16 protein-coding genes are annotated in these 16,919 nt (G+C 68.2%); 15 read left to right on the top strand and 1 reads right to left on the bottom strand.

The features are described 5' to 3' along the window. Positions 1–35: 35 nt before the first annotated feature. The 7 genes from J5251_RS00615 (at position 36) to J5251_RS00585 (ending at position 6,988) form a co-directional block, all read left to right on the top strand. A complete protein-coding gene (locus J5251_RS00615) occupies positions 36–626 on the top strand; it encodes a D-glycero-alpha-D-manno-heptose-1,7-bisphosphate 7-phosphatase (protein ID WP_208574948.1) in 591 nt (196 codons plus the stop codon). After that, the gene (locus J5251_RS00610; protein WP_208574947.1) at positions 623–1,690 is read left to right on the top strand and encodes a glycosyltransferase family 9 protein; all 1,068 of its coding nucleotides are present in this window, start codon (positions 623–625) and stop codon (positions 1,688–1,690) included. Before J5251_RS00615 ends, J5251_RS00610 begins: the two co-directional genes overlap by 4 nt. Then, a complete protein-coding gene (locus tag J5251_RS00605; protein ID WP_208574946.1) occupies positions 1,687–2,691 on the top strand; it encodes a glycosyltransferase in 1,005 nt (334 codons plus the stop codon). Before J5251_RS00610 ends, J5251_RS00605 begins: the two co-directional genes overlap by 4 nt. Further along, positions 2,688–3,950, top strand: a complete 1,263-nt coding sequence (locus tag J5251_RS00600; RefSeq protein ID WP_208574945.1) for a glycosyltransferase — start codon at positions 2,688–2,690, stop codon at positions 3,948–3,950. Before J5251_RS00605 ends, J5251_RS00600 begins: the two co-directional genes overlap by 4 nt. Positions 3,951–4,111: 161 nt before the next feature. Further along, positions 4,112–4,774 (top strand): D-sedoheptulose-7-phosphate isomerase, encoded by a 663-nt coding sequence (locus J5251_RS00595; protein ID WP_244250902.1) that lies wholly within the window; start codon positions 4,112–4,114, stop codon positions 4,772–4,774. Beyond that, entirely contained in the window at positions 4,771–6,150 is a 1,380-nt protein-coding gene (locus J5251_RS00590) for a PfkB family carbohydrate kinase (RefSeq protein WP_208574944.1), read from the top strand. The genes J5251_RS00595 and J5251_RS00590 overlap by 4 nt, the downstream gene beginning before the upstream one ends. Before the next feature lie 112 nt (positions 6,151–6,262). Then, the gene (locus J5251_RS00585; RefSeq protein ID WP_208574943.1) at positions 6,263–6,988 is read left to right on the top strand and encodes an SDR family oxidoreductase; all 726 of its coding nucleotides are present in this window, start codon (positions 6,263–6,265) and stop codon (positions 6,986–6,988) included. On the opposite strand, the gene J5251_RS00580 is transcribed toward J5251_RS00585, so the two are convergent. Continuing rightward, complete coding sequence (locus J5251_RS00580; protein ID WP_208574942.1) at positions 6,954–8,153, bottom strand: glycosyltransferase family 9 protein; 1,200 nt, start codon at positions 8,151–8,153, stop codon at positions 6,954–6,956. The two genes, J5251_RS00585 and J5251_RS00580, sit on opposite strands and share 35 nt — an antisense overlap. A gap of 202 nt (positions 8,154–8,355) precedes the next feature. Between J5251_RS00580 and J5251_RS00575 the strand changes: the two genes are divergently transcribed. The 8 genes from J5251_RS00575 to J5251_RS00540 all read left to right on the top strand — a co-directional run bounded on the left by J5251_RS00575 (position 8,356) and on the right by J5251_RS00540 (position 16,880). Beyond that, positions 8,356–9,771: an aldehyde dehydrogenase family protein gene (locus tag J5251_RS00575; protein WP_208574941.1), complete on the top strand. Its 1,416-nt coding sequence runs from the start codon at positions 8,356–8,358 to the stop codon at positions 9,769–9,771. Next, positions 9,768–11,384: a D-glycero-beta-D-manno-heptose 1-phosphate adenylyltransferase gene (gene rfaE2, locus J5251_RS00570; protein WP_244250743.1), complete on the top strand. Its 1,617-nt coding sequence runs from the start codon at positions 9,768–9,770 to the stop codon at positions 11,382–11,384. The genes J5251_RS00575 and rfaE2 overlap by 4 nt, the downstream gene beginning before the upstream one ends. Continuing rightward, positions 11,381–12,241, top strand: coding sequence for a glycosyltransferase family 2 protein (locus tag J5251_RS00565; RefSeq protein ID WP_208574940.1), 861 nt, complete (start codon positions 11,381–11,383; stop codon positions 12,239–12,241). The genes rfaE2 and J5251_RS00565 overlap by 4 nt, the downstream gene beginning before the upstream one ends. Before the next feature lie 169 nt (positions 12,242–12,410). Beyond that, positions 12,411–12,617 (top strand): hypothetical protein, encoded by a 207-nt coding sequence (locus J5251_RS00560; protein ID WP_208574939.1) that lies wholly within the window; start codon positions 12,411–12,413, stop codon positions 12,615–12,617. 343 nt (positions 12,618–12,960) lie between these two features. Beyond that, positions 12,961–14,145 (top strand): TerC family protein, encoded by a 1,185-nt coding sequence (locus J5251_RS00555; protein ID WP_139004438.1) that lies wholly within the window; start codon positions 12,961–12,963, stop codon positions 14,143–14,145. 62 nt (positions 14,146–14,207) lie between these two features. Further along, on the top strand, positions 14,208–15,230 hold the full coding sequence (locus tag J5251_RS00550) for an LLM class flavin-dependent oxidoreductase (protein WP_208574938.1): 1,023 nt from the start codon (positions 14,208–14,210) through the stop codon (positions 15,228–15,230). Between the two features lie 280 nt (positions 15,231–15,510). Next, positions 15,511–15,750: a hypothetical protein gene (locus J5251_RS00545; protein ID WP_139004440.1), complete on the top strand. Its 240-nt coding sequence runs from the start codon at positions 15,511–15,513 to the stop codon at positions 15,748–15,750. Next, positions 15,750–16,880, top strand: coding sequence for a Vms1/Ankzf1 family peptidyl-tRNA hydrolase (locus tag J5251_RS00540; RefSeq protein WP_208574937.1), 1,131 nt, complete (start codon positions 15,750–15,752; stop codon positions 16,878–16,880). The genes J5251_RS00545 and J5251_RS00540 overlap by 1 nt, the downstream gene beginning before the upstream one ends. The last annotated feature ends 39 nt before the right edge of the window (positions 16,881–16,919 follow it).

Genomic DNA, 16,919 nt, shown 5'->3' with positions numbered 1-16,919 from the left:
GTTTAGGCCGCTGCTTCTACGGGAACAGTGCTGGTATGAGTCGCCACGTTATTGATCCGCCGCAGGCCGTCCTCTTCGACCGGGACGGCACGCTGGTGGTGGACGTTCCGTACAACGCGGACCCGCAACTGGTCCGGCCAATGCCCGGCGCGGCCGAGGCCCTTGACGCGGTCCGCCGTGCCGGACTGCGCTGCGGTGTGCTGACCAACCAGTCAGGCATTGCCCGCGGTCTGCTGCAGCGCCCGCAGGTCGACGCGGTTAACGCCAGGGTCGAGGAACTGCTGGGACCGTTCGACCTCTGGGAAGTCTGCCCGCACGGCCCCGCGGACGGATGCGAGTGCCGGAAGCCGGCGCCGGGGATGGTCCTCAGCGCCTGCCGCCGGCTCGGCCTGCAGCCTTCCGAAGTCGCTTTCATCGGGGACATCGGTGCCGACGTCGAGGCGGCAGCCGCAGCCGGAGCAACCGGCGTGCTGGTGCCAACTCCGGTAACACGTGCCGAGGAAGTCAACGCGGCGGAGCTGGTCGCGCCAGATCTGGCCGCGGCCCTTGAGCTGCTGCTGGGAACCGGCTGGCTGCCGGACGGCGGCCTAGTCCGGAACGGCGACGTGGTGCGGGGCAGCCTATGAGCCGGGTGCTGGTAGCCAGACTGGACAGCGCAGGGGACGTGTTGCTTGCGGGTCCTGCCGTCCGTGCCGTCGTCGCTGGCAGGGCCGGCCGGCCCAACGAGGTCCTGATGCTGTGCGGGCCGCAGGGGACCGCGGCGGCACAGCTGCTGCCGGGGGTCACCGACGTCTTCACCTGGGCCAGCCCGTGGATTGTGGATCCGGCGCCGCCGGTCACCGAGGACCACCTCGCCGCGCTGTGCGATTGGGTGCGCAGCCGCCGCATAGAAGAAGCCGTGATCCTGACGTCGTTCCACCAGTCCCCGCTGCCGCTGGCCATGCTGCTGCGACTGGCCGGGGTGGAACGGATTACCGCGGCCTCCACGGATTATGCTGGCTCACTGCTGGATGCGCGGCTCAAGCCCGGTGAAGACTTCCCCGAAGACCAGCCGGAGGCCGAGCGCGCCCTGCAGATCGCCGCAGCCGCGGGCTACCGTCTGCCGGCTAACGACGACGGACGGTTGCGCGTGCGCGACGTTCCGGATGTGGGCTGGCTGGTTGGCGCCGAACCGTACATCGTCGTCCATCCCGGCGCCGCCGTCCCCGCGAGGGCGTGGCCGCCGCTGCACCATGCCGCCGCGGTGGAACTGCTCATCGCGGCCGGCTACCGCGTGGTGGTCAGCGGCGGGCCCGCAGAGGCGGAATTGACCGCGACGGTGGCAGGTCCGGACGCCCTGGACCTGGGCGGCCGGACGGACCTGCAAAGCCTGTCCGGCGTCCTGGCCGGTGCTTCCGCCGTCGTAACCGGTAATACCGGTCCCGCGCATCTGGCGGCCGCCGTCGGAACTCCCGTGGTCAGCCTTTTCGCCCCGGTGGTCCCGGCCGTGCGCTGGGCGCCGTATAAAGTGCCGCTGGAACTGCTGGGGGACCAGAACGCGCCGTGCCGGCTCAGCCGCGCCCGTGTCTGCCCGGTGCCCGGCCACCCCTGCCTGTCCAGTGTTGAACCCGAAGAAGTGGTGGCGGCCGTGCAGCGGCTGACCACCGGAGTTACGTCCTTGCCCACCCGCAGAGAGACGAGGAACGCATGAAAATACTGCTTTGGCACGTCCACGGCGGCTGGACCGACGCGTTTGTGCGCGGCAGCCACGAATACTTGCTGCCCGCAACGCCCGACGGCGGACCCTGGGGCCTGGGCCGGGCCGGCCGCGATTGGCCCGAAAATGTCCGCGATGTCGCGCCGGAGGACCTGCGCGAGGAGGATATCGACGTCGTGGTGCTGCAGCGGCCGGAGGAACTGGCCGAATGCGAGCGGCTGCTGGGAAGGCGCCCGGGCCGCGACATTCCCGCGGTCTTCCTCGAGCACAACACGCCCAAGGGTGATGTGCCCAATTCCCTGCACCCGCTGGCGGACCAGCAATCCATCCCGGTGGTGCACGTGACCCACTTCAACCGGCTGTTCTGGGACTGCGGCACTGCGCCCACTACGGTGATCGAACACGGTGTCGTGGACCCCGGACACCTCTACACCGGCGAGCTGGACCATCTGGCCGTAGTGGTCAACGAACCCGTCCGCCGCTGGCGGGTGACCGGCACGGACCTGCTGCCCGAATTCGCGCTGGCCGGCCATCTAGAAGTCTTCGGCATGGGCACGGACGAACTCGCCTCGGCCACCGGGCTGGGACCGGACCAGCTGACCGTCCGCGGCGATCTGCCCGGCAAGTTGCTGCATGCCGAACTGGCGCGTTGCCGCGCGTACGTGCATCCGCTGCGCTGGACCTCGCTGGGCCTGGCTCTGCTGGAAGCCATGCACCTGGGGATGCCCGTCATCGCGCTGGCCACCACCGAAGCGGCCCGTGCGGTTCCGCCGGAGGCCGGCGCCATCTCCACGAATGTGGACGAGTTACGACGGGAAGCGGCACGGCTGGTGCAGGAACCCGAGGAGGCCCGCGCCCGCGGCGCCGTAGCACGCGAAACCGTGCTGCAGCGCCACGGACTGGCCGCCTTCCTGAACAACTGGGACGCGGTCCTCGCCGAAACGAGGACACACGCCGGCAGGGTTATTGCAGCGAACGAGAGGAGAGAGCTGTGAGGATTTCCATGGTTTCCGAACACGCCAGCCCGCTGGCCGTACTGGGAGGAGTGGACGCCGGCGGGCAGAACGTGCACGTCGCAGCCCTTTCTGCCTCCTTGGCCAAGCGCGGGCACTCCATCACCGTTTATACCCGGCGGGACAATGCGGCCCTGCCTACGCGAGTGCGGATGCGGCCCGGCGTGGAAGTGGTCCATATCGATGCCGGACCGCCCGAGCCGGTGTCCAAGGACGAACTGCTGCCGTTCATGGGCCAGCTGGCGGACGGAATCTCCGCGGACTGGGACTGCAACCCGCCGGATATCGTCCACGGTCATTTCTGGATGTCCGGCGTCGCCGCCCTCGACGCCGCCCGGCGCAACTACGGTTCCGGTTACCCGGTGCCCGTGCTGCAGACGTTCCACGCCCTCGGCACGGTCAAGCGCCGGCACCAGGGCGTGCAGGACACCAGCCCCGCCCAGCGCGCGTGGCTGGAACCGTCCGTGGGACGCAACGTGGACCGCATTATCGCCACCTGCTCCGACGAGGTCTTCGAACTGACCGCCATGGGTGTGCCCCGGAGCAACATCTCCATTGCCCCTTGCGGGGTGGATCTGGAGCTGTTCGGCGCCACCGGCGAGGTCGAGCCGCGCGGCCGCCGCCACCGGATCATGAGCGTGGGCCGGCTGGTGCCGCGCAAGGGCGTTGACCTGGTGGTCCGCGCGCTGCGGCTGCTGAAAGACCAAGGGATTGACGACGTCGAACTGCTGGTGGTCGGCGGAGCTTCCGGGCCGGATGGGCTGGCCGGGGACCCCGAAGCGCAGCGTTTGATGGAGCTGGCCGGCGAGCTCGGTGTTGCGGACCAGGTGGTGCTGCGCGGCCAAATCCCGCAGGACAAGATCCCCACCGTGCTGCGCAGCGCGGACGCCGTGGTCTGCGTGCCGTGGTACGAGCCGTTCGGCATTGTGCCGCTGGAAGCCATGGCCTGCGGCGTTCCGGTGGTCGCGGCTTCCGTGGGCGGTCTGATCGACACAGTGGTGGACCGCAAGACCGGTCTGCAGGTGCCGCCGAAGGATCCCGAAGCGGTGGCCTGCGCTCTGGCGGAGCTGCTGCGGGATCCGCAGCTGGCCCAGGAGCTGGGCCGGGCCGGCCGGAAACGGGTCCGCACCCGTTACTCCTGGGACCGCGTGGCCGCCGATACCGAAAAGGCCTACAACCTGGCCCGGAACTCCGGTGCCCTGAGCGGGGCCGTGCGCCAGCTGGAAGGGGAAGCATTGTGAGACCAGTATCGATCACCACCACCCAGACCGCCGGCCGGACCCAGACGGAGCCGGAAACTTACGTCCGGCCGCAAGGGCCCGCACTTATCCCGGTGCCGAGTCCCGCCGTCGTGGCTTCCGCTGTTCCCGACCCGGAACGCCAGGACGGCGCCGGCGGGGAACTGGCCGAGGGTCTGGACGCGGTGCTGGCGCATTTGCAGCAGGTGGCTCCGGCCGTCGATTCCCTGCGCAGCCAGGCGCCGCAGCTCGCGGCCTGGGGCATCGACCTGGCCGACCGGCTGCTCGGCGGGCAGCGGCTGCTGGCAGCCGGCAACGGCGGATCCGCTGCGGAGGCGCAGCACCTGACAGCAGAGCTGGTGGGCCGCTTCGACGGCGAGCGGGAGGCGTTCTCGGCCATCTCGCTGCATGCGGAAACCTCCGCCGTGACCGCCATCGGCAACGACTACGGTTTCGACCAGCTGTTCGCCCGGCAGGTGCGCGGCCACGGGCGCGAGGGGGATGTGCTGGTGCTGCTGACCACCAGCGGCAAGAGCGCCAACCTGCTCAATGCGGTGGAGGCCGCCCGGAGCCTGGGCGTGACCACCTGGGCGCTGACCGGCAGTGCCCCGAATCCGCTGACCAAGGTATGTGACGACTACATCGCCATCGATGCGCTGCCAGCCAATGTGCAGGAGGGGCACCTGATGGCCCTGCATGCCATCTGCCGGGCTTTTGACGCCGAGGTGTCCCGGCGCCGGGCGGCCGAAGCCACGGCCGGAGTAACCTCGGCAGGCCCGGGCCGCAAGGCCAGTCCGCGCAGTACGGACAGAAGGAGGCATTCATGAGCCCGAAGAACATTGTGGTGGTCGGCGATGTGCTGCTCGACGCCGATGTGCACGGCGACGCCAGCAGGCTGTCTCCGGATGCGCCGGTGCCTGTGGTGGATGTGGCGGAGACGGACTACCGGGCCGGCGGCGCAGGGCTCGTGGCACGGATGCTGGAGCGCGACGGGCACGCCGTCCGGCTGGTCACCGTGCTGTCCGACGACGGCGCCTCCGGACAGCTGCGCGGCGCTCTTGGAGGGATAGAAGTCATTGCCGGTCACTCCGGTGTGCCCACACCGGTGAAGACCCGGATCCGGGCCGCCGGCCAGTGCGTTGTGCGGTTCGACGAGGGCTGCGGCGAGGTGAAGATCCCCGACGTGACCGATGCTATGCTCACCGCCCTTGAACAGGCCGACGCCGTGGTCGTGGCGGACTACGGGCGGGGTCTGGCCGCGAATTCCCGGCTGCGTGAACTCCTGCAGGAGCTGGCCGGCAGGGTACCCGTGGTCTGGGACCCGCATCCTTCCGGAAGCACTCCGGTGCCAGGCGTCGCCGCGGTCACGCCCAATCTGCCGGAGGCGATCCGGGCAGCCGGGCTTTCCGCGAAGCAGGACAGCGGTGCCCGCGAGGCTGCCCTTGCAGCCGAGGAACTGCGCCGTAACTGGCAGTGCGGCTCGGTAATCGTCACGCTCGGCGGTGCCGGCGCACTGGTCCTGGCCGACGACGGCCTGCCGCAGGTTATCCCCGCTCCCAAGGTGCAGGCGGGGGACCCCTGCGGTGCCGGTGACCGCTTTGCCGGCGCGCTCGCCGTCGGGCTGATGGGCGGGCAGCCGCTGCCGGCGGCGGCCGAGGGCGCCGTGCAACAAGCGGCCGCCTTCCTTGCCGCCGGCGGGGTGGCCAGTCTGCGTGAAGAGGCCGCGCCGGAGCAGCTGCACGGCGGCGGTGTGGATGCGCTGCGGGTGGCCCGGCAGACGCGCGAAGCCGGCGGCACCGTGGTGGCGACCGGCGGCTGCTTCGACCTGTTGCACGCCGGCCACGCCCGGACCTTGGCGGCGGCCCGCGGCTTAGGTGACTGCCTGATCGTCTGCCTCAACTCGGACGCATCGGTCAGCCGGCTCAAGGGCGAAGACCGTCCCATCATGGGCCAGCAGGACCGTGCCGAACTGCTGCTCTCGCTGGAGTGCGTGGACGCCGTGCTGGTCTTCGACGAACAGACCCCGGAGGCCGCACTGGAACAGCTGCGGCCGGACCTTTGGGTCAAGGGCGGAGACTACAAGGCGGACCAGCTGCCCGAAGCGGCGCTGCTGCAGACCTGGGGCGGTCGCGCGGTGACGGTTCCCTATCACCCGGCCCGCTCCACCACCCGGCTGGCCGCCGCCCTGGCCAAGGTCGGCTAGGCGCGGCCGCCCGCGAAATCCTGGCCCTCAACCATTCGCGGCGCGGGCCGGCTGACGGCCGGTCCGGGTTCGCGCCGTCCCCGAAACCATCCACGTCCATTAGGAGGAACAGATGAAATCAGCAGGATCCATCACGAATCCCGCCAATCCCGCCAATCCCGGCCGAGTCCTGGTCACCGGCGGTGGCTCCGGTCTCGGTGCCGCTGTTGTCGAAGCGGTCCGTGAAGCCGGCGGCACCCCCGTGGTGCTGGACCGTGACGTCAGCCGTGTCTCCGGCGTGAAGTGCCTGGAAGTCGATGTCTCCGACCGTAAGGCCGTCACCGCGGCGGTGCAGCAGGCGGCGGAAACGCTGGACGGGCTGGACGCGGTGGTGACCGCGGCAGGCATCGACCGCTGCGGCCGGCTGGAAGACGTCCCGGCGGACGAATGGGACAAGGTGATCGGCGTGAACCTGATGGGCACCGTCGCAGTGGTCCGTGCCGCACTGCCGCACCTGATGGCTTCGCATGGGCGGGTCATCACAGTGGCTTCGTCGCTGGGCATCAAGGCAGTATCCGATGCGACCGCCTACTGCGCCTCGAAGTTCGGCGTCGTCGGCTTCAGCCGCGCGCTCGCGGCGGAGACCCGCGGGCAGATCGGCGTCACCACGATGATCCCGGCCGGCATGAAGACCCGGTTCTTCGATGACAGGACGGAGCAGTACAAGCCGCAGGACGACTCCCGGCTCAACGATCCCGAGCGGGTGGCCGAGGCCATCCTCTTCGCACTCTCACAGCCGAAGGGCTGCGAGGTGCGCGAGATGGTTATTTGCCACGAAGAAGAAGACTCGTGGCCCTAAGCTGGCGGACGTCTGAGTAGACGTCTTCGGGGCGTATCTGCTCGGTCAGCGGAAACTCGTGTTCGCAGCGCTCGGCGGTCCAGCCGACCTGCGTTACATCGGATCCGCAGACCGGGCAGTGCGTCATCCAGGACATGTGGACCCGGTGCACGGTCCGTCCCAGCGCGCCGGCCATGATCAAGTTCCCGGCCCAGTAGATCCCGACGGTGGGCGTGCCCACGGCCTGGGCCAGATGCCGCGGTCCGCTGTCATTTCCGAGCATGACGTCGCTGGCACGCAGTAACGCGGCCAGTTCCCCGAGCCCCAACCGCCCCGCCACGGAACGGATGCTCCCGGCGTCGTGCATTAATTCCTGCGCCTGGGCGACTACGTTGTCCGCCAGATCCACATCCTCCGAGCCCCCGACCAGGAGGACCTGGCAGCCATCCTGTGCTGCCCACGCGGCGACCTGCGCAAAGTACGACGGCGGCCATTGCCTCCGCTGGTCCGAGGCGCCGGGGTGGATGGTCACCAGCGAGGGCCGGCCAGCGTCGAGCAGGCCGGCCGCTGCCGTCTCTTCCTCGGGCAGCACCGTCAGCTGGGGCTGCAGGGCCACCGGCGCGGCGCCGGCGAGGCCGACCACTTCGAGGGCGCGGAGCACTTCGTGCTGGTAATAGAGGTATGGGATGGTCCGTTCCAGCGCCGCGGCATCCTCGGTCCGGGTGCCCACGGTGTGCCGAGCTTCCAGCTGGAGCAGGAACGGGTTGGAAAAGCGCCCGCCGCCGTGCAGCTGGACGGCCAGGTCGAAGCGCTCCTCGCGCATCCGGGCCAGGAACTCTTCCACGGCCGCCGGATCCTCGGGCCCCGGCCGCACGCCCTCCGCGAAGGGCAGCGCCTCGACCCGGTCCACCGGACCCGGCCGGCCGCCCAGCAGCGCGGCGTGCAGCGGTGCCCCGAGCAGGGTGATGGTCGCCTCCGGATAGGCGGCGGCCAGCGACTGCATGGCCGGCACGGCAAACATCAGGTCGCCGAGTCCGCCGCCGCGCAGCACCGCGATCTTCTTTACGCCGTCGAACCGTCCCAGCAGCGGGCCGATGAGGCCCTGCCCTGCCGTTGCATCGAGCCGCTCGCCGCCGAAGTCCGCTCCGCCGGTGGACACCTGGTCGACGTCGATTTCCTGTTCCATGTGTACCTCCATCTTCGCCGGCGGTCATCGGCAGTGTCTGTTCTGAGCTTCACCCTAAAGTGCTTCCGCGCCGCTGACCAGTGCTTCAAAGAGGTTGGCTCCTCAGTGTCTGAATAGGCAGGTAACGGGGTACGGAGTCAGCAGAACGCTTTGTTCGGCCGGCACTTTGGGTGCGGCCGGGCCAACCTGGAAAAGGAGCGATATGACAACCGGTTCCGAGACATTCCTGCGGCAGGAAAACGCGTCAGCCGACGCCGCCATCACCATTCACGATCCGCGCGACGGCAGCCTGGTGGGCAACGTGCCGGAGGCCCGCCCGGAGGAAGTGGACCAGGCGGTTGCCGCAGCCCGCGCCGCACAGCCAGACTGGGCCGCCATGGACCCGGCAGCCCGCGGCGAACTGCTGCACGCGGCGGCCGCTGCGCTGAACGACAACGCCGAACGGCTGGCGCAGCTGAACGCGCGCGAAACCGGCCGGCCGGAGGCCGAGGCCCTGGAAGGCGTCAAAGCCGGGGCGGCAACGCTGCGGCAGTACGCGGAGCTGGCACCAGTACACCGCGGGCTGAGCCTGCGCGGCTCGAGAATGGCCGCAGACTACACTGTGGCCGAGCCGCGCGGCGTCGCGGTCCTGCTGACCCCGTGGAACGATCCGGTCGCCGTCGCCGCGGGCCTGCTAGGCGCCGCCCTGGTCACCGGCAACACCGTGGTGCACAAACCGAGCGAACGCTGCCCGCACCTTGGCGCCCTCCTCGGGGAGGTGCTGGCGGCCGTGCTGCCGCCGGACGTCCTGATCACGCTCAACGGCGGACCCCAGGTGGGCTCGGCGCTGACCAGCCATCCTGGCGTCGACGTTTTCGCCCACGTTGGTTCCAGCGCCACCGGCGCACGAATCGCCCAGGCAGCAGCGCTGACCGGCGCGCACGTGATCCGCGAAAACGGCGGCAACGACCCGCTGCTGGTGGACGCCGGGGTGGACCCGGGATGGGCGGCGGAACAGGCTGCCATCGGGGCTTTCGCCAACAGCGGCCAGATCTGCACCTCGGTGGAAAGGATCTACGTGCACCGCGACATCGCCGGCGCCTTCTGCGCCGCCCTTGCAGAGGAGGCGCGCAAGCGCAATGCCGGCCAGCAGTTCGCCCCGCTGGTCGATACCAGGTTGCGCGACGAAGTCCATGCCCAGGTTGCCCAGGCACTGGCCGCCGGCGCGAAGGCCACGGAAGGCGGCGAGCTGCCCGAGGGGCCGGGCGCGCACTATCCGGCCACCGTGCTGCTCGGCTGCACCGAGGACATGACCATCATGACCGAGGAGACCTTCGGGCCGGTGGCGCCGGTGTCCGTGGTGGACAGCTTCGACGAGGGACTGCAGCTCGCGGCCGCCGGACGGTACGGCTTGGCCGCCACCGTGTTGACAGCCGACATGGTCCATGCCCAGCAGTCGGTGGCAGCGCTGCCGGTCGGGACGGTCAAGATCAATGCCGTCTTCGGCGGCGCGCCGGGCGGTTCGGCCCAGCCGCGCAAGGACAGTGGCCACGGTTTCGGCTACGGTCCCGAACTGCTGGACGAATTCACCCAGGTCAAGGTGGTCCACGTCGGCCTGCCGGGCGGGGTGAGGCTATGAGCTCGCTGGAAGGCATTTCCGGACTCGCTGACTGGCTGCCGCAGCGCCTCGCCGAAGCCGCCCCGCAGATCGCTGTACTCGGCGACGTGATGCTGGACGGCTGGTTCACCGGACGGATCGAGCGCTTCTGCCGCGAGGCCCCGGCCCCCGTGGTGGACATGGCCCGGCGCGATTATGCCCCCGGCGGCGCCGCCAACACCGCCATGAACCTTGCCGCGCTCGGCGCGCGGGTGCGGATCCTCGGGCTGACGGGCAGTGACGAGGCCGGACGCCGCCTGCGGGAACTGCTGGCCGGTGCCGGCGTGGACGTCTCCGGTCTCATCGAACATCCAGAGGTCGTCACGACCACCAAGTACCGCGTGATCGGCGGGGACCAGATCATGCTGCGGATGGACGAACAGACCCCGCGGATGCCGGCGGACGCGGTGGAGCAGTTGGCCGCCGCGGTGCCGCAGGCGCTGCTGGCAAGCGCCGCCGTGGTGGTCTGCGACTACGGCTCCGGCGCCCTTGGCGGCGCCGTGCGTGAAACCCTGGCGGCTCACCGCGGCGACCGGCTGACGGTGGTGGACGCGCACGATCCGCGGCCCTGGGCGCAGGTTCAACCGGACCTGGTCACGCCCAACGCGGGCGAGGCCGCCGGGCTCCTGGGCATCGCCTTCGCACCGGACTCGGACCGGGCGGGACTGGTCGCCGCGAGCGGCGCGCAGCTGCTGGAAGCGGCAGGCGCCCGCTCCGCCGTCGTTACCCTGGACCGGGACGGCACGATTTTGCTCAACAACGACGGCGGCACGCACCGCACGTGGGCCCGTCCGGTTACCGAGAAGCAGGCTTCCGGTGCGGGGGACACTTTCGTCGCTTGCCTGACGCTCGCGCGGGCTGCCGGGCTGCAGCTGACCACCTGCCTGGATCTTGCGCAGGCCGCTGCCGACGTCGTCGTCCACCGTCCGGGCACGTCGGTCTGCAGCACGGCGGACCTGGCCGGACACCTGGGCAGCTTCAGCGACACCGCGCTGGATGCGGCGGAGCTTGCCCGGCGGCTCGGCGACGAACGGGCTGCCGGACGGCGGATCGTGCTGACCAACGGCTGTTTCGACGTACTGCACCGCGGGCACACGCGCTACCTGAACCAGGCCAAACAGTTGGGCGACGTGCTCGTGGTCGCGCTGAACAGCGATGAATCCGCCCGCCGGCTCAAGGGCCCGGACCGGCCGATCAATCCGGTGGGGGACCGCGCCGGCATCATCGCCGCGCTGAGCTGCGTGGACTATGTGACCGTGTTCGACACAGACACCCCCATCCCGCTGATCGAGGCCGTCAAACCGGACATCTATGCCAAGGGCGGGGACTATTCGCCGCAGATGCTCGAGGAAACGGCCAGCGTGGAAGCGTACGGGGGACAGGTGAGCATCCTGGACTACGTCTCCGAACATTCGACGACGGCGGTAGTGCGCCGCATCCGCGGCACCGGCACCGGCACCGGCACGGTCGAACCTGCTTCGGGTGCAGGAGCTGTCCCGGCAAGCGATGCGGCCACGGCAGGCGGCGCGGCAACAGGCGCCGCTACTGGCACAGCCGCGGCCGGACCCGTAGCCGAAGAAGCGGAACGGGCATGACGCGCAGGCACTCGGGGCAGTGGGCGCTCCCGGTGCCCGAGGAGCCGCCGGCCGAGGTCGACGTACTGATCCCTACCTACGGGCGCGAGGCGGAACTGGCCGTGACACTGTCCGGACTTGCCGCCCAGGACGGGCCCGCGTTCTCGGTGACCATCAGCGACCAGACCAACGGCGATCCACCTTCGGACCACCCGGCGGTCGCCGCCATGGTCCGGGTGCTCCGGGCCCAGGGCCGCAAGGTCCGGCTGGAGCGGCATCTGCCCCGGCAGGGCATGGCGGAGCAGCGCGATTTCCTGCTTGGCCTCGCCAACGCCCCGCTGGTTTTGTTCCTGGACAATGACATCTGGCTGGAGCCGGGAATGCTGGCGCGGATGTTCGCCGCCATCCGGGAGACGGGCTGCGGGTTCATCGGCGCCGCCGTCCAGGGGCTGTCCTACCTCGACGATGAGCGGCCTCAGGAGCAGGAGCCCTTTGAACTATGGGAGGGACCCATTCAGCCGGAGCGGGTGCGCCGGACGGATGAACGGTTCGCCCGCTGGACATTGCACAATGCGGCGAACCTGACGCATATCGCCCGGTCCTTGGAGATTCCCGACGGCGAGTGGCGGTTGTACAAGGTGGCCTGGGTAGGCGGTTGCGTGCTTTACGACCGCGCCAAGCTGGTTGAGTGCGGCGGCTTCGAGTTCTGGAAGGATCTGCCGGCCGCCCATGCCGGTGAGGACGTGGTTGCACAGTTGCGCATCATGGAGCGCTACGGCGGAGCGGGGATCCTGCCCTCCGGCGCGGTGCATTTGGAAGCGCCGACAACCGTGACAGACCGGTCCACCGAAGCATCCGAAGTCATCCTCGACGAGTAGCTTTAGTCCAGCTTGCTACCGGGTTTGCTCCTGCCAACCGCTGCCCTGCGCATAGTTGGCGATCAGGGTTCCGGCGCCCTGCTGCCTGGATTCGGCCGGCCAGTTCTGCGCTCCCGCCCGCAAGGCCGGATCTGCTGACAGCAATCTGCGGCACTGATACCTTGGGACAATGGCTGAGGGATCCAGAGGCCGCAAACCCGGAACCGACCCGCTGATTATGGGGCTGATCTTCGGGATTTTGCTCGGTGTTGTGCTGTCGACGATAGCTGGCCAGTGGTGGTGGATCGTCGTCGGAGTTGCTGTAGGTGCTGCCGTCGGCGCCGGTAGAATCAGCGCGGATAAGAAGAAGCGCGGCCCCAATAGCGACGGCACCTGACTCCGCAGCACAGACTCGCAGGCCCCTGTACCCGCCGCAAAACCGCGCCCTCGGCCGATCAATCCGCAGCCCATCGCCTGGTCCTAAGACGCCCCAAGCACTTTCCGTCGCTCCAACTACTTTCCCTGTGGATCAACAAGAATCGCCCCAGCGGCGCCGGCCAAGGATTCGTCTCCTGTAGAAACCGACGCTAGAATGAAAAATGCGTAAGGGAGTATTCCAAGCGCTGCACACGTCAACACGTCAGGCACCGATGCCTCGCCGGGTGCAGCGGCCAGCCGATAGGTGAGGCGGAGAGACTTACTCGGCTCACTGCTACCCACCTTACGAAAGCAGGAATACCTTGACTGTTTCTCCCCTGATCTGGGGCATCACCATAGTGGTCATCCTGGCCTTGCTGGCTTTTGACTACTTCTTCCACATCCGCAAAGCACACGTTCCCCAGCTGAAGGAAGCGGCCATCTGGTCCGCCATCTACGTGGGCATCGCCATCATCTTCGGCATTCTCGTCCTGGTCTACGGCGGCACCGCTATGGGCTCGGAGTATTTCGCCGGATACATCACGGAGAAGGCGCTCTCGGTGGACAACCTGTTTGTCTTCCTGATCATCATCGCCAGCTTCCGCGTCCCGCGCGAGGACCAGCAGAAGGTGCTGCTGTTCGGCATCGTGTTCTCGCTCATTGCCCGCACCGGCTTCATCTTCCTCGGGGCAGCGCTGATCAACTCCTTTGCCTGGGTGTTCTACGCCTTCGGCCTGATCCTGCTGATCACCGCGGGCAACCTGATCAAGCCCGACCACGGCGGCGGCGAAGCCGATAACTTCATGATCCGGCTGGCCCGCAAGTTCTTCCACACTTCCGAGGATTACGACGGCGACAAGCTGTTCACCATGGAGAACGGCAAGAAGGTCCTGACCCCGATGCTGCTGGTCATGGTGGCCATCGGCGGTACGGACATCCTGTTTGCGCTGGACTCGATTCCGGCAATCTTCGGCCTGACGCAGAACGTGTACATCGTCTTCACCGCCACGGCGTTCTCGCTGATGGGCCTGCGCCAGCTGTACTTCCTGATCGACGGCCTGCTGGACCGGCTGATCTACCTGTCCTACGGCCTGGCCGCGATCCTCGCCTTCATCGGGGTCAAACTCATCCTGCACGCCCTGCACGAAAACAACCTGCCGTTCGTCAACGGCGGCCAGCCGGTTCCGGTCGTAGAGATTTCCACTGGCCTGTCCCTGACGGTCATTATCGGTGTGCTGGTCGTGACCATCGTGGCGTCGCTGCTGAGCAAGGCCGGCAAGGCCCAGACCGCGATCAACAATGCACGCCGGCATGCAGTCAACTACTTGGATCTCAGCTACACCGCAGACCCTGCGGAGCGCGAGCGCATCTACAACGCGCTGCGGGAGGAAGAGCGGCAGATCGAACACATGGAGCCGAAGTACCGGAACAAGGCCAAGGACGTGGACCGGATCCGTGCCCAGGTGGCCGAGGCGCACCGGCAGCACAAGGAGTACCTGGCCCGGTAATTCGCTGTAACAGCAGCGGCGGGCAGCACCCGGCCGATTGGTTCCGCCGGTAAGATCGCCGGGTGACTGACGCCTTTGCCCTCCGTTCCGATGTCCCTCTCTCCGTGCTGGATCTGGCCCCGGTTTCCCAAGGCCAGAGCGTGGCGGGGGCCATCGACACCAGCGCCCGGCTGGCCGAGGTTGCCGACGCCGCTGGGTACCGGCGTTACTGGTTTGCCGAACACCACAACAACGAAGGCGTAGTCAGCAACGCAACCGCCCTGCTGATCAGTCTCGCTGCCTCGCGCACGTCCCGAATCCGGGTCGGTTCCGGCGGTGTCATGCTGCCCAACCATGTGCCCCTTGTAGTCGCCGAGCAGTTCGGCACCTTGGCCCGGATGTATCCGGGCCGGATCGACCTCGGACTGGGCCGGGCGCCGGGGACCGATCCGCGCACCGCCGCCATGCTCCGCCGCGGCGACTCCTCCGGTCAGGCCTTTGCCGGCGAAATCGTGGAGCTGCAGGCCTTCTTCGGCTCACAGGAGGGCCTGGCCGTGCGTGCCCTCACCGCCCGGGATGCCCAGGTGCCCATGTGCGTGCTGGGCTCCTCAACCTCCGGGGCGGCCGTCGCCGGCCAGCTGGGCCTGCCCTTTGCCGTGGCTTCGCACTTCGCGCCGGAATCGCTGCATGAGGCTATCGCCGTCTACAAGCAGTACTTCGATCCCGACGCCGAAACTGCCCAGCTTGACCAGCCGTACGTGATCGCCGGAGTGAACGTGCTGGTGGGGGAGTCCGCCGAGGAAGCCGCGTTCCAGTTCTCCTCTCACCAGCAGGTGGTCCGGGACATCATCACCGGCGGACGCCGTCCGGTCCGGCCGCCGCGGGCGGACGCCATGGTGGACTGGGATCCGCGTGAGGCCGCAATGGTGCAGGCACGGCTTTCCGCAGGGGCGGTCGGAACCGCTGATTCGGTCAGAGCCGGGCTCCGCGAACTGGTCGAGGCCACCGGCGTCAATGAGCTGATGGTCGTCACCTACGCCTATGACCGGCAGGTACGCGAAGACTCCTACCGGCTGCTGGCCGAGGCCTGGGGCAGTGGCGTCTAACACCGCATGCCAAACAATGACGGCGCAACGTGCCGCCGTCGTTGTCCTGGCTGCAGGTGGCCAGGGCGCCGGGCGCATGCTCCCGGTTTCGACCCCGACATTGTCCCTCCACAGGCGCGCATTTCCGCCCGGAACATGGCATGCCGCGGGCGTTTTCTGCCGATTCTGTCTACGGTCCTGTGGTTGTGGGACGGGCCCTTCCACGGGGTTGGAGCCGGTGCTACGGTGAGGATTACCGATCGATACAGCGCGCGGTATGCCGCGTGGGAAGGAGATCACCATGGTAGAGCGGGGCAGTAATAAGCACGGTTCCGAACTGGACGACCAGATGAAACATGAAGACCAAGGTCTGATCCAGGGCAGCAAACCAGGACACGCAGAAGAATTCCGCGAGACAGAACCCTTCCCGGACGAGACGGACAGTCCCGAAGTGCTCGATGCGATACGGAACGATTCCGCCATCAGAAATGCCCAGCAGGGCAAAGCTGACAGGGCAGAAAAGGATGGTGGAGACCGCTAATGGCCGAGCAGCTCAATACCTACGCGGAACTGTTCAAAAAGAGCGGACCGTGGACCACCGTTTATGTTGACGCCAGTACCGGCACTGTGGACACCTTGCGGGCCGGGGACGTCCTGCCGGACCGGGTCCGCGAAGTTCTCTCGGGCCAAGGCATTTCCAAGCAGGACCTGAAGGCCGTCGAGGAAGCGATTTCCCCGGCAACGGGCGTGCCCTCCCCCGTCAGCCGCTTTGTGCTGGTCCGCGACGGCAATATTGAAGTCAATGAGATCCTGCCCGGCCCGCTGGCGGGACCGGAGAAGATCTCCGTGGACAGCGTGCCGGATTTGGTTCCGCTGATGAAGCAGCGCGGGGATGACTTTCCCTACGTAGTAGCCGAAGTGGGACGCGACGGCGGCGAGATCCGGCTGCAGTATGCCCGCCGCAACGGGGTGGCCGAGGAGCATGCCGTTGAAGGTTCGAAGGAAAACCTGAAGAAGGTTCCCACCGGCGGTTGGGAGCAAGGCAGGCGCCAGCACCGAACGGAAGAGATCTGGCGCAAGAACGCGGACGAGATCGCCGGTGCCATTGACCGCGTTGTCAGTACCTGCCGGCCCCGGCTGCTTGTCGTCGCCGGCGACATCCGGGCACGCGAACTAGTGGTCAACCAGCTCTCCGAAGCGAGCCGGTCCATCGAAGCAACGGTGGATTCGCATACCCGCACCGGCGGCGCGGACCAGAAAGTTTTCCAGGAGGAAGTCTCCCGGCTGGTGGCAGAGGTCTGGGCGCAGCAGCAGCAGGAAATTCTGAGCCGGCTGGAAATGCAGCAGGGCCAGCACAACCCGGAGTCCACAACCGGCTACGGCAATGTGGTAACGGCACTGCAACAGGCCCAGGTGGAACGGCTGATCCTCGAAGACGCCGCGCTCGGCGACCATGAAGCGTTGGCGCTGGACAAGGAACCGTGGATCGCCACGGAGAAGGCCAACGCGCTGGACGGCCGGGTGCTCGGAACCATTCCGGCGCCGGCAGCCATGGTGCGGGCCGCAGCCCTGACGGACGCGAAGGTTTCCCTCGTGCCCTCGGGTGTGTTGTCGGAAGGGACCAAGGTGGCCGCGCTGCTGCGCTGGCCTACCGGTCCCAGTGCATCCTGAATAACCTATCCATAAACTGATGTGCCGGCGGCAAAGCCC

The organism is Arthrobacter crystallopoietes, assembly GCF_017603825.1.
Classification (GTDB): Bacteria; Actinomycetota; Actinomycetes; order Actinomycetales; family Micrococcaceae; genus Crystallibacter; species Crystallibacter crystallopoietes_B.
Note: the sequence above shows the minus strand (reverse complement) of the source record. Positions and strands in the feature narration are given on the sequence as shown.